This is a genomic window from Bradyrhizobium sp. BEA-2-5, from assembly GCF_032918025.1.
GTDB lineage: Bacteria > Pseudomonadota > Alphaproteobacteria > Rhizobiales > Xanthobacteraceae > Bradyrhizobium > Bradyrhizobium pachyrhizi.
In genome coordinates, this window is sequence record NZ_CP136629.1 from 6351236 (window position 1) to 6370301 (window position 19066).

At 64.4% G+C, this 19066-nt stretch carries 19 protein-coding genes; 6 read left to right on the top strand and 13 right to left on the bottom strand.

The annotated features are described in order from the left end of the window. Positions 1 to 169: 169 nt before the first annotated feature. The 6 genes from RX327_RS29990 (at position 170) to RX327_RS30015 (ending at position 4712) form a co-directional block, all read left to right on the top strand. On the top strand, positions 170 to 1543 hold the full coding sequence (locus tag RX327_RS29990) for an aromatic ring-hydroxylating oxygenase subunit alpha (RefSeq protein ID WP_028352242.1): 1374 nt from the start codon (positions 170 to 172) through the stop codon (positions 1541 to 1543). Continuing rightward, positions 1543 to 2058 carry an aromatic-ring-hydroxylating dioxygenase subunit beta gene (locus RX327_RS29995; RefSeq protein WP_050383710.1) on the top strand — a complete coding sequence of 172 codons (516 nt, stop codon included), beginning with the start codon at positions 1543 to 1545 and terminating at the stop codon, positions 2056 to 2058. The genes RX327_RS29990 and RX327_RS29995 overlap by 1 nt, the downstream gene beginning before the upstream one ends. A gap of 8 nt (positions 2059 to 2066) precedes the next feature. Continuing rightward, complete coding sequence (locus RX327_RS30000) at positions 2067 to 2393, top strand: non-heme iron oxygenase ferredoxin subunit (protein ID WP_028335682.1); 327 nt, start codon at positions 2067 to 2069, stop codon at positions 2391 to 2393. 38 nt (positions 2394 to 2431) lie between these two features. After that, complete coding sequence (locus RX327_RS30005; protein ID WP_050383711.1) at positions 2432 to 3745, top strand: MFS transporter; 1314 nt, start codon at positions 2432 to 2434, stop codon at positions 3743 to 3745. Further along, positions 3742 to 4335 (top strand): MarR family winged helix-turn-helix transcriptional regulator, encoded by a 594-nt coding sequence (locus tag RX327_RS30010; protein WP_050383712.1) that lies wholly within the window; start codon positions 3742 to 3744, stop codon positions 4333 to 4335. The genes RX327_RS30005 and RX327_RS30010 overlap by 4 nt, the downstream gene beginning before the upstream one ends. Positions 4336 to 4430: 95 nt before the next feature. After that, positions 4431 to 4712, top strand: coding sequence for a hypothetical protein (locus RX327_RS30015; RefSeq protein WP_016846917.1), 282 nt, complete (start codon positions 4431 to 4433; stop codon positions 4710 to 4712). Between the two features lie 128 nt (positions 4713 to 4840). Here RX327_RS30015 and RX327_RS30020 read toward each other — a convergent pair whose 3' ends face one another. The 13 genes from RX327_RS30020 to RX327_RS30085 all read right to left on the bottom strand — a co-directional run bounded on the left by RX327_RS30020 (position 4841) and on the right by RX327_RS30085 (position 19066). After that, positions 4841 to 6943: an adenylate/guanylate cyclase domain-containing protein gene (locus tag RX327_RS30020; protein ID WP_050383713.1), complete on the bottom strand. Its 2103-nt coding sequence runs from the start codon at positions 6941 to 6943 to the stop codon at positions 4841 to 4843. A 232-nt stretch (positions 6944 to 7175) separates the two neighbouring features. Continuing rightward, positions 7176 to 8069 (bottom strand): DUF1254 domain-containing protein, encoded by an 894-nt coding sequence (locus RX327_RS30030; protein WP_317247958.1) that lies wholly within the window; start codon positions 8067 to 8069, stop codon positions 7176 to 7178. Positions 8070 to 8136: 67 nt separating this feature from the next. Next, positions 8137 to 9153 carry a DUF1254 domain-containing protein gene (locus RX327_RS30035; RefSeq protein ID WP_082190500.1) on the bottom strand — a complete coding sequence of 339 codons (1017 nt, stop codon included), beginning with the start codon at positions 9151 to 9153 and terminating at the stop codon, positions 8137 to 8139. Beyond that, positions 9150 to 9692 (bottom strand): DUF1254 domain-containing protein, encoded by a 543-nt coding sequence (locus tag RX327_RS30040; RefSeq protein ID WP_082190505.1) that lies wholly within the window; start codon positions 9690 to 9692, stop codon positions 9150 to 9152. Before RX327_RS30040 ends, RX327_RS30035 begins: the two co-directional genes overlap by 4 nt. 15 nt (positions 9693 to 9707) lie before the next feature. Continuing rightward, the gene (locus RX327_RS30045; RefSeq protein ID WP_050383715.1) at positions 9708 to 10649 is read right to left on the bottom strand and encodes an HlyD family secretion protein; all 942 of its coding nucleotides are present in this window, start codon (positions 10647 to 10649) and stop codon (positions 9708 to 9710) included. Then, positions 10649 to 10891 (bottom strand): DUF3302 domain-containing protein, encoded by a 243-nt coding sequence (locus tag RX327_RS30050; RefSeq protein ID WP_050383716.1) that lies wholly within the window; start codon positions 10889 to 10891, stop codon positions 10649 to 10651. Before RX327_RS30050 ends, RX327_RS30045 begins: the two co-directional genes overlap by 1 nt. Beyond that, on the bottom strand, positions 10888 to 11910 hold the full coding sequence (locus RX327_RS30055; protein ID WP_050383717.1) for an HAD family hydrolase: 1023 nt from the start codon (positions 11908 to 11910) through the stop codon (positions 10888 to 10890). Before RX327_RS30055 ends, RX327_RS30050 begins: the two co-directional genes overlap by 4 nt. A gap of 40 nt (positions 11911 to 11950) precedes the next feature. Next, entirely contained in the window at positions 11951 to 13615 is a 1665-nt protein-coding gene (locus tag RX327_RS30060) for an arylsulfatase (RefSeq protein WP_050383718.1), read from the bottom strand. Positions 13616 to 13700: 85 nt separating this feature from the next. After that, a complete protein-coding gene (locus RX327_RS30065) occupies positions 13701 to 15095 on the bottom strand; it encodes a BatD family protein (RefSeq protein ID WP_050383719.1) in 1395 nt (464 codons plus the stop codon). Then, complete coding sequence (locus tag RX327_RS30070; RefSeq protein WP_050383720.1) at positions 15092 to 16612, bottom strand: VWA domain-containing protein; 1521 nt, start codon at positions 16610 to 16612, stop codon at positions 15092 to 15094. Before RX327_RS30070 ends, RX327_RS30065 begins: the two co-directional genes overlap by 4 nt. Continuing rightward, positions 16605 to 17603, bottom strand: coding sequence for a vWA domain-containing protein (locus RX327_RS30075; RefSeq protein WP_050383721.1), 999 nt, complete (start codon positions 17601 to 17603; stop codon positions 16605 to 16607). The genes RX327_RS30070 and RX327_RS30075 overlap by 8 nt, the downstream gene beginning before the upstream one ends. Beyond that, on the bottom strand, positions 17596 to 18087 hold the full coding sequence (locus tag RX327_RS30080) for a DUF4381 domain-containing protein (RefSeq protein WP_063779891.1): 492 nt from the start codon (positions 18085 to 18087) through the stop codon (positions 17596 to 17598). The genes RX327_RS30075 and RX327_RS30080 overlap by 8 nt, the downstream gene beginning before the upstream one ends. Next, positions 18080 to 19066, bottom strand: a complete 987-nt coding sequence (locus tag RX327_RS30085) for a DUF58 domain-containing protein (protein WP_050383769.1) — start codon at positions 19064 to 19066, stop codon at positions 18080 to 18082. The genes RX327_RS30080 and RX327_RS30085 overlap by 8 nt, the downstream gene beginning before the upstream one ends.

Consider the following 19066-nt stretch of genomic DNA (forward strand, 5'->3'; position numbering starts at 1 on the left):
TCCAGGTTCCGATCGACCAATCCGTCTTGACCATAGTTGTCATGACAACTATAGAGTCATTCCAAGATTGGCGATCAAGCCGGCTGTTCCCGCCGTGAAAAGACGCGAGCCGTGACGCGGCTCTGCGGGCGACTTTTCACGGCCGGCGGTTAGTCGAAGGGAGGACGTTATGAACGCTGCTTCGCAGATCCATGCGGCAAGGCTGAGCGAGATTTCCCGGCTCATCGATGACCGCCCCGGCGAACGCATCTTTGAAGTCGATCGCCGGATCTTCACCGATCCGGCCGTGTTCGACGCCGAGCTGCGATATATCTTCGAGGCCACGTGGAATTTCATCGGCCTGGAATCTCAGGTCGCCCGGCCCAACGACTTCGTCACCACCCATATCGGCCGGCATCCCATTCTGGTGATGCGGAGCGCTGAGGGAAAAGTCGGCGCCTTCCTCAACACCTGCCGGCATCGCGGAACGATCGTCTGTCCGTTCAAGCAGGGCCGGCAGAAATTCCATGTCTGCCGCTATCACGGCTGGGCCTACGATTCGGGCGGGCGCAACATCTCCGTGACGGAGGAAGCGAGCGGACAGTATCCGCCGTCCTTCTCGAACAGCAATCACGACCTTCTTCCGGTCGCGCGGCTGGGTTCGTATCGCGGATTCCTGTTCGCGAGCCTCTCGGCCGACGTTCCACCGCTGGAAGAATTTCTCGGCGACACCCGCGCGTTCCTCGACCTCATCATCGATCAGAGCGACAGCGGTGAGGTCGAATTCGTGCCGGGCGCCAGCACCTACACGTTCGATGGAAACTGGAAGCTGCAGTTCGAGAACGGTCTCGATTACTATCACTTCGCGACCACGCACAGCTCCTACGTCGATATCCTGAAGAAGCGCAATGCAAGCGCCGGACCGGATGCCGGATTCACTGCGGAGCCGGAAGGCGAGCAGGAAGGGCAAGGCAGCTTCAGCTTCGATTACGGTCACGCCGTCAACTGGTCGATCAAGCGCACGCAGCTCTATGGCCGGCCGCTCGGCATGGATCCGGCGCGTCTCGATGCCGTGCGGCAGCGCGTCGGCAGCACCCGTGCCAAATGGATGCTGCGCCAGCGCAACCTCACGATTTTTCCGAACCTGCAGGTCATCGACATCCTGTCGGCGCAGGTGCGAACCTGGCGGCCGCTGGCACCCGACAAGACCGAGATGGTGTCGCATTGCCTTGCTCCGGTCGGCGAAAGCGCCGCGGCGCGCACGCTTCGTATTCGCAACTACGAAGACTTCTTCAATGCCTCCGGGCTGGCAAGCTCGGACGACAACGTCATGTATGAGTTCTGCCAGACCGGCTACGACGCGACAACCGCCGCGCCCACGCAAGGTTATCTGCGCGGCGTCGCGGAAGTCGGCCATGGCGAGAGCGCGCACACGCGCGAACTCGGCATCACCCCAACCGAATGGTCGTTCGGCCCCGCCAGCTTCGGCGGCGAGACGAATTTCCATCCCGGGTATCGCGAGTGGCGCAGGCTGTTGCAGCACGCCGCCGGGGAGACGGCGTGATGGCGGCCGACGCAATCAGGGAAGCCGATGCGCGCGCGGTCGCAGCCGCGGTCATCTTTCGCGAGGCGCGCCTGCTCGACGCCGGCGAATGGGCCGACTGGGTCGCGATGTACAGCGAGGATGCCGTCTATTGGGTGCCGGCATGGCTCGACGAGTACACCACCACCAACGATCCCGACACGCAGGTCTCGTTGCTCTACCACGATGCGCGGCGCGGGCTGGAAGAGCGGATCGCACGCATCGAGTCGCGCAAATCGATCACCGCGCTGCCGCTGCCGCGCACCGTGCACCAGATCTCGAACCTGGAAGCGTCGGAAACCGGCGCTGAACAGATCACCTGCCATTCGGTGTTCTCGGTCCACGTCTACGACCCGCGCGTGGCCAAGGAGCATCTGCGGCACGGGCGCTATGAGCACACGCTGCGGCGTGACGGCGAGACCTGGAAGATCGCGCGCAAGGTCATCACGCTGGTCAACGACCGCGTCCCGACCGTGCTCGATTTCTACAGCATTTGAGAGGGCACATGACGGACGATCAGGGAACCTGGCACGAAGCGGCCGCGCTCAGCGCGCTGAACGAAGGCGAGCCGTACGGCATCGAAATCGGCCGTCACCATGTCGCGCTCTATCGCATCGGCAATGAGTACTACGCCACGAGCAACATCTGCACGCATGCGGAGGCGCTGCTGTCCGACGGCATTCTGGAGGGTTGCGAGATCGAATGCCCGCTGCACATGGGCCGCTTCGATATCCGGACCGGCGAGGCGCTGACCAGTCCGGTCGAGATCGATATCCGGACCTATCCGGTACGCGTGGTGGGTGACAGGCTCGAAGTCTGCCTGCCCGCATAAGAGAACCATCAAAAATCAATAATTCGGGGGAAACAGGGATGACCGAAGTCGTGATGGACAAGGCGGCGATAACGACCGCCGATCCGCAGATCGAACGCACCACAATCCGCAAGGTCGCGCTGCGCCTGATGTGGTTCGTCATGGCGATGTACTTCCTCGCCATTCTCGACCGCGGAAACATCTCCTTTGCCGCGCTGCAGATGAACAAGGAGCTCGGGCTCAATGCCGAGATGTTCGGCATCGCGGTCGGCATCATGTACTTCACCTATTCCATCTTCGAGATTCCGAGCAATCTCATCCTCAGCAAATACGGCGCGCGCGTCACGCTGACGCGGATCGCGATCCTGTGGGGCATCGCCACGATGCTGATGGCATTCACGCAAGGCCCGCTCAGCCTCTATGCATTCCGCGGCTTCCTCGGATTTGCCGAGTCCGGCCTGTTTCCCGGCGTGATGCTGCTGCTGAGCCTCTGGTTTCCGTTCAAGTACCGCGCCCGCTACAACGCGATGTTCAACTATGCGGTGCCGATCTCCTATATCTTCGCCTCGCTGATCTCCGGCGCGATCCTCGAGCTGAACGGAACGTTCGGCATCTCGGGCTGGAAATGGCTGTTCATCCTCGAGGGCCTGCCGCCCGTCATTCTCGGGATCGTCGGCATCTTCTATCTGACCGATCGCCCGCAGCAGGCGAGCTGGCTGTCGACGGCGCAGCGCAACTGGCTGACCAGCGCGCTCGAGCGCGACGCCAAGGCGACCGGGGTGGTGCATGCCGAAGGCGTGCTCCGGACCATCACCAAGCCGATGGTGCTGCTGTTCGGCCTGTGCAATTTCGGCCTGTTCTGTGGCCTGGCTTCGCTGTTTCCCTGGCTGCCGCAAATCATCAAGTCGTTCGGGCTGCCGAATTCACAGGTCGGTTTCGTGACCGCGATCCCGCCTGTCGCCGGCCTGATCGGCATGATCGCGTTGTCGCGGCACTCCGACCATGTCGGTGAGCGCTTCTATTATGCTGCCATGACCTTCGTGATCGCGGCGGCCGGATTCGCGATAGCGGCCTTTTCAACATCGCCGGTTTGGATCATCATCGGATTCATGGTTGCCAATGTCGGTGTCTATGGTACGCAGGCCGTGTTCTGGACCATTCCGCAGTCCTACATGTCGCGGCAGAGCGCGCCGGGCGCGATCGGCCTGGTCAGCACCATCGGCAGCATCGGAGGCGCCACCATCCCGATCGTGATCGGACGCGCCAAGGACGCCTCGGGCAGTTTCACCATCGGATTCCTCGTGGTAACAGGCGTTCTCCTGGTCGCGGCGACGTTGGTCTTGATCGCACGCACCCAACTCGTGAAAGAATGAGCAGTCGGACCGCCACAAACCGTACCAAGACCCCTGCCCCGCGCCGCGCCGCGCAAGAGGATGCGCGCTCGGAACTGGTGATCGATTTCGAGCGCTATGTGCCCACGGTGCTGTCCAGCCTGGTCGCGAGGTTGCGCGCCAATGCCAACGCCTTCTTCCCGCAGGCCTACGGCGTGTCGCTCGCGGAATGGCGGGTGCTGTCCTTTCTCAGGGAGCATGAACCGGCAAGCGCCTACGATATCTGGACCAATGCGCAACTGGACAAGGCCGTCGTCAGCCGCGAGACGACCTCGCTGAAGAAAAAGGGCCTGATCGAGCTGACGCCGGTGCGAGGCAGCGCCCGGAACCGGACCGAGATCCGGCTGACATCGCAGGGCGTGGCGCTGCTCGACCGCAGTCTGGATGAAATCCTGCGCCGGCACAGCAACCTCACGGCCGGTCTCGACGCCAAGGCACTGGAGAGCTTCTTCCGGGTCGTGGCGCATATCGAGCACCGCATTCCCCGCATGGCCGACCAGACCTCGAATGCCGTGCCGGCCCACGCGCCGGTCAAACGCATTGCGAAGCGGAGGCCGCCGACCGGCGCCTAGCGACACTTGTCGGGTGAGGAACCCCGCGTAATTTATGTTTCAGTAAGCAAGTTGTAGCTAGGATCGACCAGTGAGTTGCGTATGGGAGACTTCCAGTGATCGACTTTGACGAACTTCGTAGTATCGCCGCGGATGTTCGTATCTTTATCGACGCGTCGGAAGACAAGGGTGGCGCCTTGAAGGCCATCATCGAGGCCTACGACGTCGTTCTCGGGATTTTTCCGGCCGGCCAGGGAATGGATCTTCACGTGGTCAAGGGCACCGAGGTCCTCAACCACATCGCGCAAACCCAGGCCTCGTCGGGCTTTACCCACACCGCCATCGCATTCCAGACCCGTGAGCAGGCTGTTGCGCTTCAGCAACTGATGGCGGCCTAGCCACCGGCGTTGCGCGCCCGCGTTGCGGGGGCGGTTGAAACGATCGCATCGGCGATCGCGCGACCCGATCGATGACCGAAGCGGTCCTGGAAGATCGAGGGTCGGATCAAAATTCCTCACCCCGCTTCTCAGTGCGCCGGCAGATCAAGCAGCGGTTGCCGAACGGCATTGCGCAGTCGTTCAGCATGGTATTGCGCGACGCCATCCCGGGGGTACTCGACCAGGAAATCGGCAATGCGCAGCGCCGCCACGGCGGGCTCCGCGTACCGGATCGAACTGTAGACAGCTTCCCAGCGCGCGCAGAACGTCAGCTCCGAGTCGCCGCGTTCGCCGCACAGCTCGTAGACCGTGATCGCGTCGGCAAAGCCCTTCGGCCGGATCTGGTCGACGCTGCGGAACGCGAATCTGTGTTCGGCACGCGCCTTCACGGCTGCGCTCACCAGGACCTGCGTGCCGTAGTTCTTGTTGAGGCCTTCGAGACGCGAGGCCAGATTGATGGTGGCGCCGAGCGCGGTGTAGCTCATGCGGGCGGCGGAGCCGACATTGCCGACCACGGCATCGCCGAGATGCAGGCCGAACCGCGTGCCATAGGCCGGCCAGCCTTCGCTGCGGAAGGCCCGGTTGAGCTCGGCATTGCGCTGAACGCAGTCAAGCACGGCCTCGCAGGCATGAACGACGTGATCGGGATCCTCGTCCGGCGCGTTCCATAGTGCCATCACGGCATCGCCGATGAACTTGTCGATGGTGCCATGGTGTCTCATGATCGCCTCCGACATCGCGGCGAAATAACGCGAGGTGTAGATCATGACCTGGGAGGGGTCCGCCTTCTCGGTCTTCGCGGTGAAGTCGGCGACGTCGGTGAAGAGAACCGTGACCTCGCGCCTGATGCCGCCGAGCTGCAGGGAGGCTCCGGATTCCATCAGCTGACGGACGATCGGCTGCGGAATGAAGCTTGAGGAGTTGCGTACGACGGTGCGCATCGTAAACACCGAGCGCCCCAGTTCATCGATCTCGTCGATGGCCGATTGCATCCGCGGCCGGTCGGCGAGCTGAAAGCGCTGGATCTCGTCGGTCTGCCGCGCCAACTCGCGCAGCGATCGGGCGAGCAGCGAGCCGAGCCAGAACGCGAAGGGGAGCATCGCGATCACAAAGCCGAGCGCGATGGCGAACAGCGCGCGCCGCTCCGAGATGATCTTGGCGAAAAACTCGTCGAGCGGGGCGACCACCGCGAGGTGGATGTTGGCCGCGCCGGCCGTCTCGATGCGGTGAAAGGCCGCCACAAGGGTCCGTCCGTCGGCGTCCGTGAAGAACTGCTGGGCGAGTCCGTCGGTGCGCCAGGCCTGGATCGCCGCGGACAGGCCGGGAAGCTTGATGGCATCGATCCGGGGCAATGCGTCGCTGCGTTCCGCCATCAGACCGCGCATCTCGGGATGGCCGACGATACGGTCGGCGTCGTTGAACAGGAAGGCCAGCCCGGATTTTCCGAGCTTTTGCCGGCTCAGCATCTCCTCGAGGCGATTGAGCAGCAGGTCGGCGGCCACCACCCCGCGGCGGCCTTCCCTGAGCGGCGTGCGCAGCGTGTAGCCGGGCTCCCCGGTCGCGTAGAACACATAGGGCCCGGTGAGCAGCGTCTTGCGATCCTTTAAGGCATCGACATACCAGGGACGCCGCCGCGGGTCGTAGCTATGCGGCCCCGCCACCTCGGCGACCTGGGTCAGGTTTTCCGACAGGAACAGCGTCACCGGCGCCGGGGCGGCCGCCCCGGAGCGGGCAATCACGACGACGCGGTAGACAGCGTCAGCGGCGACATTCAGCGCCGTGCGGAATTGCGGCTTGGCGCGATCGATGACGTCCATCTCCAGGAAGGAGCCGTCTTCGTATCCGACATAGAGATTGAAGATCTGCGGATTGTTGCGCAGCATCGAGGCCAGCAGGGCGTAGAGCCTGACATTATCGGCGACGTCGGCCTCCTGGATGGCCGGTATGCCTGCCAGGATCTCGAGGCTGTCGCGTACATTCTTGAACTGCGCGTCGATGCGATCGGCGCCGATTTGCCCCACCTTGTCGATGAAGGTGCTCGCAGCCATCTGGGTGATGGACGAGACCCGCCTGAAGCTGAGATAGACCAGCGTCAGTCCGACCACCAGCACCGCGGCGATGAATGCCGTGATGATGGAGGCACGAAAGCCGATACGAACCGGCCCCCGGTCGGTCTCGCGCGCATCACTCATCGAGCTCGTCGTTCGCCTCCGCTAATATTTGCGCACGATCGGCTTGGTCGGTGTAGCAGCCGGCGCGGCCGGCGAGAGCTGGAACGTCACCCACGCCGTCCACCCTTCCGGCCGGTTCTCTGCGGCGAAATCCTTGTAGCCACGAAGGTTCAGATAGCCCTGGTAGCCGTCGGCGACCGGGAAGATGAAGCCTACCTGCGGGCCGATGCCGGCGCCGCTCTTGCCGGACTGCTCAAGATCCGCAAGCGCATCCTTGGCGGCGGCATTGATCGTCTTGACCAGCGCCGGGTCGAGCTTCGCGGCGTCGAACGGCTTGCCGGAACTCGAGACCGATCTGCCGCATCCGGAACAGGATCGGATAATCGTTGGCGTGCGGTGGATGTTTCGCCATCAGCTCGGCCAATCGCCCGAGCACCGCGACGCCGTCCATCTTGTTGACCTGCACAAGCGGCGGTGTCTTGTTGTCGATCGCCGGATCGGTCGGCATGTTGGCCTGGGGCGGAATGGCCTTGCCCCATTGGCTGAGCGGCGTCAGCTTGTAGCCGTCCTGAACCTTGTGCACGTTATCGTAGTCGGCCGGACCGTTAGTCTGCGTGCGGCCAAGAATCCAGATGGTCGGCGTTGGCGCCACGATCTTGGTCAGGCCTTCGGGCAGCGTCCCATTCCAGCCCGGCGCGACGATGGCGAAACTCCCCGCCCTGGTTCCGGTCGTGCGCGAGCCCACGACACTGAACACATCAGTCCACATGTCGAGCATCGGCAGCAGATAGTAGCGTCCGCCCGTATCGGGAACCGACAGGATGATCGGCTCCGGCGAAATATCGAGCCACACGGGCGAGTAGAGCGTGTCGAAATTGTAGCGCACGACATCCCTGTCCTCGGCGCGCGGATAGGTCCGCGCATGTGCGAACTGGTTGATCGGGGCACGCAACGGGACCGTGTTCGCGTTGGGCACATTGGTCGACTGACGCATCGAGATGTCCATGGTGACGATCGGATAGGCGAAGACATAGGCGTCGCGCGCGATCTCGTACGCCTGCTGCTCGGAGATGCTTTGCGCCGAAACCGGCAGGCCCGGCATCAATCCCAGTCCCAGGACAATCAATGCAATCGCTGATCTGATCATCTACGGCATCCTTCTGCCCACTAATCCAGAGTCTCACTCCGCATCGACGATGTTTGTCGTCGAACCGTCAATTCGCCACCTGCGCCTCCGGAAACTTCCATTTGCCGTTCAGGATTTCCGCACGCGGCCGATAGAGCCGGACGGTGTAGTTCCAACCCTTGGTGATCGGCAGGCAGTTTTGGATCTTGCCGTCGCAGCCGCCGAACTGAACCGCGATGGAGCCGTCAGGGCCCTTCACGCCGGTGACGTTGTTCAGCGTGTAGGCGTCATAGGGATTCTTTTCGAAATATCCCTTGGCGTTGTAGACACTGATCGACCAGAACGCGTCGACGGGAACGTCACGGACGGTCAGCTTGTAGACCGTCGTGCCGTCATTTTTCATAGGCGTGATGCTCAGATAGGTCGCGTCCTTGTCGGGATTGCCGCCCCAGCCGGCGGCCGTGCCGATCAGATGCCTGACAGGATCGACGTATCCCTTGGGTCCGAACGCATGGGCGAAGCCGCCGGTGTAATCATTCAGCGCAAGCAGCGCTTCGCGAATGGCTTTCTGGCTGGCGGGGTCCCAAATCGGAAGTTCGAGCTTGCCGGTGCCTTTCTGGCTGACCTTGATGGCATCCTGCAGCGCGTGCACCTGCGCGATGTCCTTGGGATCGTTCGGATCGACCAGCGTGCGAATCCCGACCACCACATAGCGCGTGCCGACGTTCTCGCGCGTCAGCGTACGCTTGCCGGCACCGTAATAGACCGCGGGCACATAATGATCCTCGCTGATCACCTGCAGTGCCATATAGCGCTTGCCAGGGTCCGGCATCGTGATCGTCACCGGCCCGGCTTCGAGGTCGAACACCCCTGATGTATAGAGCGTATCGCGGTTGAGCCTGATGACGGTCTGGTTGTCGATGCGCGCCGGCTCGCGACGATGGTTGAGCTTTCCGAGGCCGCCCTCCTTGGACAGATTACCGATATAGAGATCGGACTCGGCACGGGTAAAAGTGTCGACCGTGACGGGGACCGGCGATTGCGCGAGCGATGCGCTCTGGCCCGCGAGGCAAAGGACACCAGTCAACAGATATCTGAATTTCACTGCTTCACTCCATTTCCAACCGTAACATTGGCATCGCCGTGGCTCTTGAGGTTGGAGCGCAGAAGCATGTAGCCGTCGGGCTTTGGGTCGTAGTGGCCCGGCGGCAGAATCAGGAACTTGCCGCCGGCACCCTTGTCGACGCCGAGCAGGCCGGCATCCTCGAGCGGCATCTGCCAGACCGTGACGATATTGCCGTTGAACGATCCGTTCGTATCGCCAGGCGGGAGATCGAGCACGATCGGACCATTCCTCGTGTCGAAGAACGTCATGAAGTACAGCGCGTCCGGATTCGGCGTCAGCGTCTGGTTGTGCCAATCAAGCGGCCGCCCCCAATAGTTCACCTGCCCCACCTTGCCCGGCGTCCTGATCAGCATCTCATGCCGCATCAGATCGGTATGGACCGCGGAAATGCCCCAGATCACGGCCTCGACAGCGCGGCGCTCGATCATGCGGCGGTTGAGATCGTCGCTAGACGGCGTTTGGGCATGCGTTGATGCGATCGCCATCAGCGCAAGTCCTCCGGCGATCAATGGCTTCATGACAATCTCCGTCATTCAAAACGGATTGACATAATTGACGATCGCGAGCTGGCGCAGGATCACGCGACGCACGATGTGGGTCGGCTTCATGCGATCGGTGTAGATGGCGGCCGTACCGGTCGCGCCCGCCGGCAATCGATCGGCGAAGGCGGCATCGTCGAGCTTAACGCGCACCACGAAGGGTACCGCCTCGATCGCCTTCGGCGCAACGGCTGTGCCCGAGGTCGTGGCCTGTCCGGTCGCCACGGCCTGCAGCACGCTTTCGACCTTCCCCGAATAAATCTGCCCGGGCGCGAATTTGAAGGTCACCTCGACCTCCTGCCCCGGCGCGACGTAGCGCGCATCGATCTGGTTGATCTCGACGCCGATGATCGTGTTCGAGGTATCGATGAACGCCATCACCGGAGACAACGGCAAGTTCGACACCCGCGCGCCCTTGCGCAGCGCAACGTTGGTGACGTAGCCGTCGGCCGGCGCGCGGACCACGGTCTTGTCGCTGTTCCACTGCGCGGCCTCGAGCTGGCCGCTGAGCTGGTCGACCTCGGACTGCCGCTGCTCGACGTCGAAGCCACGCCCCGCATCGCGCTCATAGAGCGTCGTCATCTGCGCAAGCCGTGTCTTCGACAGCTTGAGCTGCGCCGTGATCGCCTTGACTTGCGCGTCGTAGGGCGTCGGATCGATCTTGAACAGAACGTCGCCGGCCTTCAGCGGCGCGTTGGCGACGACGGGCACCTCGGTCACCTCGCCCGCCACGTCGGGCACGATCGACACCGCGTTGCGCACGACCAGCGCGGAGCCCTGCGGCGCGCCCCAGCCCATCGGCACCATCAGGCCGAACAGTGTCAGCACGATCACCAGGAACGGCGAAAGCTTCCAGAACATGTTGAACGGCACGATCTTGAAGTGCACCAGAAGGAACAGCAGCACGAGATAAATGTTGATGATCGCGACAGCCATCACGCATCTCCCGATCGGCGCGGCGCCGGCACGTCGACATAGGCCCAGATGAAGGCGAGCGGCCAGAGCGCGAAGCCGCAGATCAACGTGATCCAGCCGGCCACCGCGACGGCCTGCGCCCAAGGATGACCACGGGTTTTGGCGATATGCCCGGGCAGCCAGCCCGCGATGCAGAACACGCCGATCGCGCTGGCAACCACGATGACGAGCACGATCCAGGCGAAGACGTCGTAGCCGCTCATGGCTTCACCTCCTTCGCGGCGCCGGCCGCGGTCAGGGACGGAAAGACCTCCTTCCAGTCCCGCTTCATGTCGACGACGGTCCAGCCGCTCGCGGCGGCTGCATCGAGCGCCTTGTCGAGCTTGCCGACCTTCGATTGCCGGTCGTAGGCATATTCACGAACCTCGTCCGTGTGATGCACGATGCCGGCGAAGCGCGCGCCCGATCCTGCTGTGGTCCATTGCAGCATTTGCAGATCACCATCCGAGTTGCCGAACGCGAAGATCGGACGGCGGCCGATGAACCGGTTGATGCCGACCGGCTTGCCCGGGCCGTCATCGATGAACTCGACCTTGGCTTCCTTCATCAGCACCGGCTTGCCGTCGGCGCCGATCTGGAATTTCACCACGCCGGACGAGCCGACCACCTGCTCCGGCGGGATGCCGTAGACCCGCTCCATCCATGGCCGCATGAATTCGACCCCGCCACCGGAGACGACAAAGGTCTTGAAGCCGTTGGCCCTGAGATAGGCCAGTAGCTCCAGCATCGGCTGATAGACCAGACTGTCGTACGGCCGGTTGAAGCGCGGATGCCTGGCGGTCGCGAGCCAGTCGCGCACCAGATTTGCGAACGCATCGGTGGTCATGCCGGCATGCGTCGCCATCACGATCTGCAAGAGGCCCTTCTCGCCGCTCGCGGCCAGCGCCTTGCTGTCCTTCTCGAGAAGCGCCTTGAAGGGTTGCCGCGTTTTCCAGTCCGGATGCTCCGGCGCCATCGCCTTGACGCGGTCGAACGCGAAGGCGAGCTGGAAGTAGAACGGCTGCTCGGTCCACAGCGTGCCGTCATTGTCGAACGTCGCGATGCGCTCGGCGGGCGGCACGAAGTCCCGTCCGCCTTGCGCCGTGACGCGCGCGACGAAATCGGAGATCGCCGTTTTCGCCGCGCCGTCGTTCCAGGATGGCAGGGGATCCGCCGGCTGCGCCATCGCAACGGAGATGGATGCAAGATACGCAAGCAGCACAGCGGCGAACCGAACCATCATCGCACTTGTCCTTCCTCTTACCCGTTGCTTCGTCTCCGCCTCACTGTGGCTTCATCCGTTCCAGGTCATTGAGCCGCTTCAGCGCATCTTGTTGCCGCAGCAACGCATAGTTGATACCACCCGCATTCAGCGAGCTGCCGGTTTGATACGGGAATTGATCGAAGTCACTGAAGAACTCCTTGACCTTTCCCTGGATAGGCACGAGCAGCCAGATATTGCGCGCCAGGAACTCGATAGCGCCGCCACCTTCCTCGAGACCCTTTTCGTACGGATCCATGCGCAGATTCGCGATCAACGCCCAGGCCGACGTTTCGCGAACCCCCGTTGCGATGTTACCCTTGGTGGTCGCGAAGCTGAGCTTCCAGTCGTTCCAGCGGATGGCGTTGAGATTCCCGCCCTGGTCGAAATAGTAGATCGCGTCGCGAGGCCCCTGCTTCTCCTCGCCTTTGAAGTAGGGCAGGAAATTGTAGCCATCGAGGTGGACCTTGAAGGTCTTCCCTCCCGCACCGGCAAAGCCGGTCTTCATCTTTTCCTTGATGTCGGGCACACCTGCAGCCGCCAACAACGTCGGAAACCAATCCATCAGTGAGATGACGTCGTTGTACTGAGTGCCGGGTTTGACCACACCCGGCCATCGCACCATCATCGGGATGCGGAAGCCGCCTTCCCATGTCGTCCCTTTTTCGCCATGGAACATGGTCATCGCACCGTCGGGCCAAAGCGCGATTTCGGCGCCATTGTCCGTGGTGTAGACCACGATGGTGTTCTCGGTGATCCCGAGTTCGTCGAGCTGCTTGAGCAACTCGCCGACCATGGCGTCGTGCTCCACCATGCCGTCTGCGTGAATGCCTTTGCCGGTCTTGCCTAGCGACGATGCCTTGAGATGCGTGAAGACGTGCATGCGCGTGCTGTTGAACCAGCAGAAGAATGGTCGTTTGGCCCTGGCCTGGCGGCCGATGAAATCCTTGGCCGCCCCAAGGAACTCCTCGTCGACTGTCGGCATGCGCGCGATGTTCAAGGGACCTGTGTCCTCGATCTTTCCATCGGCCGTGGATTTGATGACCCCGCGCGGTCCGTATTGCCTCCGGAAAGCCGGATCCTTTGGATAGAAGTAACCTTCCGGCTCCTCTTCGGCATTGAGGTGATAGAGATTGCCGAAGAACTCGTCGAAGCCGTGCTTGGTCGGCAGATGTTCATCGCGATCGCCAAGGTGGTTCTTGCCGAACTGTCCCGTGGCATAGCCCTGCGTTTTGAGGGCGTCGGCAATGGTCGGCATCCAATCCTGAATACCATGAGGGTCCCCAGGCATACCGATGGTCAGAAGGCCGGTGCGGAACGGCTCCTGCCCCAGGATGAACGACGCGCGTCCCGCCGTGCAGCTCTGTTGACCGTAAGCATCAGTGAAGATGGCTCCTTCCTGGGCGATCCGGTCGATGTTGGGCGTGCGGTATCCCATCAAGCCCATGGTGTAGGCGCTGATCTGTGGAACACCGATGTCGTCGCCGAAGATGACGAGGATATTCGGCTTGCCGCCGCCGGCCGGCGCCGCGGCTGGCGCGGCTTTCTGGGCTTGCGCGAGAGCCTGTGACGTCAACGCCGCGGTGGCAGCAAGCGACGATGTGCCGAGCAGCACGGCCCGGCGATCAATGTTCGAGGCACCGCAAGTGGAATCGGCGCCGGCGTCATGTTTCTTCGTCTCACTCATTCGATACTCCTGAGTTACTCTGGGGTTGCTCGCTCCGGTGATTACGAATCATGCGTTCTGCTCGATCGGTCTCAATGTGCTTCGTTCATCTGGCGGGCTTTGGTCGACCAAAGGACGTGGTGGAGGAAAGCCCGACCGGATTCAGGTTCTGAAGTAGGCGCGTGTCTTCGCGGCGTCTCGCGCGCCGACGCAGATTGCGTCGGGCGCCGCCGACCTGGCGCAGCAGCCGGTGCGGTGACCAGCGCGCCGCGCCGGCAGACGGCGCGAACAGCTCGCGCTCGACCGCGCCGATCTCGTCATCGAGCGCGGCATCATGCGCGGCGGCCTTGAACGCCTCGACCGTATGCTGCGGCGCGACCGGCTCGAACCGCTGCAGCCAGTCGAGCAGCGCGAAGTAGACCGCCTTGGCGTCGCCATGGCGCGCGGCACGCCGCAGCTCCCTGAAGGCGAACGGTTCCGAGCGCCGATAGGCCTCGCGATGCCGGCGAAGACGTGCCGCTATCGTCCGCACCATCCGCGGCGTCAGCCAGCCGAGCCCGGCAAGCGCCAGCAGCACGGCCGCGGTCGACTTCCAGTGATCGGCGACGACATCGCGCAGCGCGCCCCATGACCGGTGCGGGCCGGAGGTGCCGATTGACGACGCGGCGCCGGCTGCGGGGTTCGCCTCCACCTGCAGCGTCACCGGGTCGAGATGCGCCACATCGATGCGTTGCGCGTCGATGTTCCACCAGCGCAGGTCGATCGGCGGCAGCACATAGTCACCGGCCTTCTCGAGCATGTAGACGCCGCTGTCGGTGCGCGCCGAGGACAGCACATCGGTGCGCCCGTCTGTCTTGTCCTGGAGCGACGGCTGCGCGGGGTAGAGCTTGAGCCCGTCGAACGCGGTGAACTTCACCGGCGGCAGCAGCATCGCCGGAATGCCCTCGGCCTTGATGGTGACGGTCCGCGTCACGGCATCGCCGGTCTTGAGCTGATCCGACGAACGGTTGACGGTCTGCTCGATCGATAGATTGCGCGCGGCCAGGAACGGCTGCAGGGCGGAGGCCGCGTCCGGGATGAAGGCCTCAAATGCGATCGGCGGCAGCGCAAGCGTGGCCTCGCGCGTCGCCGGCGGCTCGGCGGCGTATTTGATGGTGATCGCCTGGCCGGCGATCGCGTAGCTGCCCGGCTCCTGCGGATGGATGGCAAATTCGAACCGGACGCCGGCATAGGTGACGCCGTCCCGCTGCTCGTTCTCGTTGATGCTCCGCAACTGACGGGTCACGGCGTTGCGGACCTGGAAGTCGGGCAGCTCGGGCGGCGCCGTCATGTAGTTCGGCGCCAGCACGTCGATCCGCAGCGCGGCCGCCTGCCCCACCACGACGCGCGGCGGATCGATCGTCACCCGCAGGATCGGCTCCGGCGCGCTTTGCTGCGCGAGTGCTGCGCAGGGCATGAGCAGTCCGAGCATCAGGGCTGCGGCGGCGAGCGGCTGCCTCATGGCTTCGCCCCCGCCGGCCGCGCCGCGTCCTGAATCGCAAATTTCAGCTTGAGGAAGTCGGCCGGCGTGGTCTGGACCTGACGCATCCAGGCTTCGGCGGCGCCGGCGGTGGTCAGATCCTGTGGCGTCACCTGGATCTTCTTGCCGCCCTTCTGGTTCGGATCGACACGCGTCTCGTCGGCCTTCATGTCCGGCGGCGCGCTGTCATCCTGCTCCTGCTTCCTTCGCTTTTCTTCCTTCGCCTGCAGCGCCGCCACCACGATGGCACGGTTGGTCTTCGCGGCGACATGGCCGGGCGCGATCTTCAGGACCTCATCATAGGCGGCGATCGCCTTCTCATAGGCGTGGTTCTGCGCCTGGGCGTTGCCGAGCGCGAAGTGTCCCTCGAGCGTATCGACATGGGCGAATTCCTGCGCGGCAGTCAGGAAGTCGAACGCACGATAGGCGGCGATGCCGCGCCACATCGGATCGGAGAAGCGCTTGGCCGCGGTCGGATAGTCGCCGCGATCGAAGGCGATGCGTCCTTGCTGGTCCGGCGTCAGCCACAGGTCGGCAAAACGGCGCGGCTCCTCCGCCCTCGCGGACGACACGTGCGACAGGCAGACGAAAGCGACAACCCAGGCCACCGTGGTGCCGCGCCGGAACCAGAGCAGGCTGAGCAGGGCAATCGGCAGCAGCAGCCAAAAGCCCTCGTCGCGCCATTGCGTACCGAACGCGTCACCCTGCGCGGCCTGATAGCGGGTTTCGATCCGGCGCTCGAGCGCCGCGATGTCGGCGCCATCGATGCTGACCTGGACGACGTCCGAACCGAGCGCGAACCTTTCGGCCTTGCTCGGCGTGACGCTCAGCTTGACCAGGCCGTTCCGTCCGGCAGCCTGACGAACCGCGCCTTCCGCGTCACCGGGATCGTCGGCGACGAGCAGGATCGTGCCAGGCACCGTTTCGGCCGCGAGCGCCTCCGCAGCGAGCGCCGCGGCCGCGACGGCGTTCTTTCCGGGCGACGGCATCAGGCCCGGGGCAAGCGCGGCAAGGAAGGGTTCGATGACGGCTCGATCGTCGGTCAGCGGCATCACCAAATGCGCGCTGCCCGCATAGGCGATCAGCCCCGTGCGCGCGCCGGCGCGCGCCGCGAGCAGATCCCTGATCTTCTGTTTGGCGCGTTCGAGCCGCGTCGGCGCGACGTCGCTCTGCCCCATCGTTGCATCAAGCGACAGCGCGATCATCAGCGGCGCCTTGTCCTCGACGAAGGGCGGCAGCTCACGCCGCCAGGTCGGGCCCGACGACGCGACGATGCCGAGCGACATCGCGGCGGCGACCAGATAAAGCGGGCTGACGCCGCGTCCCGTCCCCGGTTGCACGATGAGATGGTTGAGCAGATGCGGCGCGATCACCCCGCCCCATTGCGCTAGCGGGCTCTGTCGCCACCGCACCCACGCGAAGACGGCAGCGACAGGAATCAGCGCGAGCAGCCACAGCGGCCGCAGCAGATGGAACGGGATGGCGGCCGCGTCATGCATGGCCGGGCGCTCCCCTTCGTCCCAGCCCGCTTTCCAGCGAAAGGCCGAGCCACAGCAGCAGCGACAGCACCACGGCGGCGCCGAGCGGCCACTGGAACAGCGGCTGCTTCGGGCGCCAAGACAGTGTATCGAGCTTGGCCGGCGCGAGACGGTCGATGTCCGCGTAGATCGCCTGCAACTGCGCACCGTCCTCGGCACGGTAGAAATGGCCGCCCGTCGTGGCGGCGACCGACCGCAGGACGCCGAGATCGACGCGGTTCTCGCCGGTCGCGGCCGGATCACCGACGCCGATCGTGTCGATCACGACGCCATTCTGGTGCGCGATGTCGGCGGCATGCTCGGGAGGGACGCGGCTCGCCGTATCGTTGCCATCGGTGAGCAGGACGAGAAGCTTCTCGCGCGCCTTGCTTGTCTCGAAGGTCTTGATCGCAAGCCCGATGGTGTCGCCGATCGCGGTCTGCTGTCCGGCCATGCCGACCTCGGTCTGTACCAGCAGCGCGGTCGCGGTCTGCAGATCCTGTGTGAACGGCACCTGCACATAGGGCCTGGTGCCGAACAGCACCAGCGCGACGCGGTCGCCGTTCCGGTGCGCGATGAAATCCGCGACCACGCGCTTGACGCCGTCGAGCCGCGTCAGCATCGCGCCGTCGCTACCTCGGAAATCGCGCTGGTCCATCGAGCCGGAGATGTCGATCGCGAGCATGAGATCGCGCGCCGAAACCTCGCGCGTGACGGGGTCGCCGACCCATTGCGGCCGCGCCAGCGCCGCGACGACGAGCGCCCAGATCAATGCGGCCGTCACCATCTGGATGCGCCGGCGCTGCAGCACGACGGCGCCGCGCTGCGGGGTCTGTCCGGTTGCCGCCGCAAGGCGGTCGAAGAACGGCACCATCACCGAGGCCTGCCGCGCGCGATACGGCGGCAACAGCCACCACACGAGGATCGGCAGCGGCAGGAGCGCGAGCATCCAGGGCCATGCGAACTCAAACATGGTGCCCCCTGATCCAGCGCCGCACCAGATCCTGCAGCGCCGTTAGATCGCCGGCATCCGCCGTCGTCCGCCCGTACGGCGCGGTCGCGAGCAGCCGTCCCGCGCCTTGCGAGAATTCGTCCCCGCCATAGCTGCGGTCGAGGAACGCAAGCCAGCCCGCGCCGGCAAGTGGCGCGATGGTTTCGCGCGGAAAGGCATCGAGCGCAGTCTGCCGCACGAGCAGCGCGAGGCTCGCGGCCATTCCCTCCGGGGCGCCGCGTTGTGTCTGCAGCAGCCGGTCGAGCTCCGCGAGCGCCGCGCGCCGATAGCGGTTGGCGCGGAAACGCCGCAGCAGGCGCCACGCCGCAACGGCGACCCCCGCGGCGACCAGCACGATCACGATCCGCGACGCCCAGGTCGCCGGAAGCAGGCTCACCGACGGTGGCAGCGGGATATCGATCAGGCCCGCGACGGGATCCACAATGACAGGTCGGGTGTCAGCCAAGAGCCGCCTCCGCTCTGGCGTGACCGCCACCGCGTCCGTGCCGGGCCGGCAGCCCGCCCAGGAGACGCCGGAGTTGCGGCGCCGTTTCCTCGGCTGTGCTCAGCGGCAGCACCGGAATGCCAAGCTCGCGCGTCCACGCGAATACGCCGCGCAGCCGCTCCTGCGACGCCTGCGCGATACTTTTGCGGATACTCTCGCGGCCGACTTCGAGCTGGATCTGCAGCTCGCCATCGGTGACGGTCATCCGGCTCGAGGCCGGCAAATCGCTTTGCAAGGGATCGTGGACCAGCACCGCGACCACGTTGTTATGCCGGGCGATCGTCCCGATCATCCGGCGCGTTGCGGTATCCGCGCCATCGAAATCGCTGATCAGGATCACCGTGGCGTCATGCATCGTCCGCCGCTCGGCATGTTCGAGCGCCCGGTTGAGCATGCCTGACGCCGGGACGATGCCGCGGCCGACGCCGAGCGCCTGGTTCTGCGCGACGATGGTGGACAATATCTGCAACACCGTCGCGCGACTGCGCCGCGCCGCCAGCTCGACGACATCGCTGTCATTGAACACGATGGCGCCGACCCGGTCGCCGACGCCGAGCACACGCCAGGCGCCGATCGCGGCGGTCTCGGCTGCGGTGACCGACTTCATGGCGCGCCGGCTGCCGAAGAACATCGACAGCCGCTGATCGACCACGAGCAGGGCCTGACGGTCGCGCTCCTCGTTGAAGACGCGCACATGCGGCTTCTGCAGCCGCGCCGTGACCTTCCAGTCGATCTCCCGGACATCGTCGCCCGGGCGATAGTCCCTGATCTCCTCGAAGTTCAGCCCGCGGCCACGCATGCGCGAGGCGAACCGGCCCGACAGCAGACTATGTACCGGCTGGCGCGGCAGGAACGAAACCCTGCGATCCCTGAATTCGAGCGCGATCAGATCGTCGAGACTGACGTAGACACCGGGCATTCTGGCTGATGTCTCCGTCAT

Coding starts and splice junctions, on each gene's coding strand:
- RX327_RS29990 (WP_028352242.1), top strand. CDS start 170: ATGAACGCTGCTTCGCAGATCCATGCGGCAAGGCTGAGCGAGATTTCC.
- RX327_RS29995 (WP_050383710.1), top strand. CDS start 1,543: ATGGCGGCCGACGCAATCAGGGAAGCCGATGCGCGCGCGGTCGCAGCC.
- RX327_RS30000 (WP_028335682.1), top strand. CDS start 2,067: ATGACGGACGATCAGGGAACCTGGCACGAAGCGGCCGCGCTCAGCGCG.
- RX327_RS30005 (WP_050383711.1), top strand. CDS start 2,432: ATGACCGAAGTCGTGATGGACAAGGCGGCGATAACGACCGCCGATCCG.
- RX327_RS30010 (WP_050383712.1), top strand. CDS start 3,742: ATGAGCAGTCGGACCGCCACAAACCGTACCAAGACCCCTGCCCCGCGC.
- RX327_RS30020 (WP_050383713.1), bottom strand. CDS start 6,943: ATGAGTGATGCGCGCGAGACCGACCGGGGGCCGGTTCGTATCGGCTTT.
- RX327_RS30030 (WP_317247958.1), bottom strand. CDS start 8,069: ATGATCAGATCAGCGATTGCATTGATTGTCCTGGGACTGGGATTGATG.
- RX327_RS30040 (WP_082190505.1), bottom strand. CDS start 9,692: ATGAAGCCATTGATCGCCGGAGGACTTGCGCTGATGGCGATCGCATCA.
- RX327_RS30045 (WP_050383715.1), bottom strand. CDS start 10,649: ATGGCTGTCGCGATCATCAACATTTATCTCGTGCTGCTGTTCCTTCTG.
- RX327_RS30050 (WP_050383716.1), bottom strand. CDS start 10,891: ATGAGCGGCTACGACGTCTTCGCCTGGATCGTGCTCGTCATCGTGGTT.
- RX327_RS30055 (WP_050383717.1), bottom strand. CDS start 11,910: ATGATGGTTCGGTTCGCCGCTGTGCTGCTTGCGTATCTTGCATCCATC.
- RX327_RS30060 (WP_050383718.1), bottom strand. CDS start 13,615: ATGAGTGAGACGAAGAAACATGACGCCGGCGCCGATTCCACTTGCGGT.
- RX327_RS30065 (WP_050383719.1), bottom strand. CDS start 15,095: ATGAGGCAGCCGCTCGCCGCCGCAGCCCTGATGCTCGGACTGCTCATG.
- RX327_RS30070 (WP_050383720.1), bottom strand. CDS start 16,612: ATGCATGACGCGGCCGCCATCCCGTTCCATCTGCTGCGGCCGCTGTGG.
- RX327_RS30075 (WP_050383721.1), bottom strand. CDS start 17,603: ATGTTTGAGTTCGCATGGCCCTGGATGCTCGCGCTCCTGCCGCTGCCG.
- RX327_RS30085 (WP_050383769.1), bottom strand. CDS start 19,066: ATGACGGAGACATCAGCCAGAATGCCCGGTGTCTACGTCAGTCTCGAC.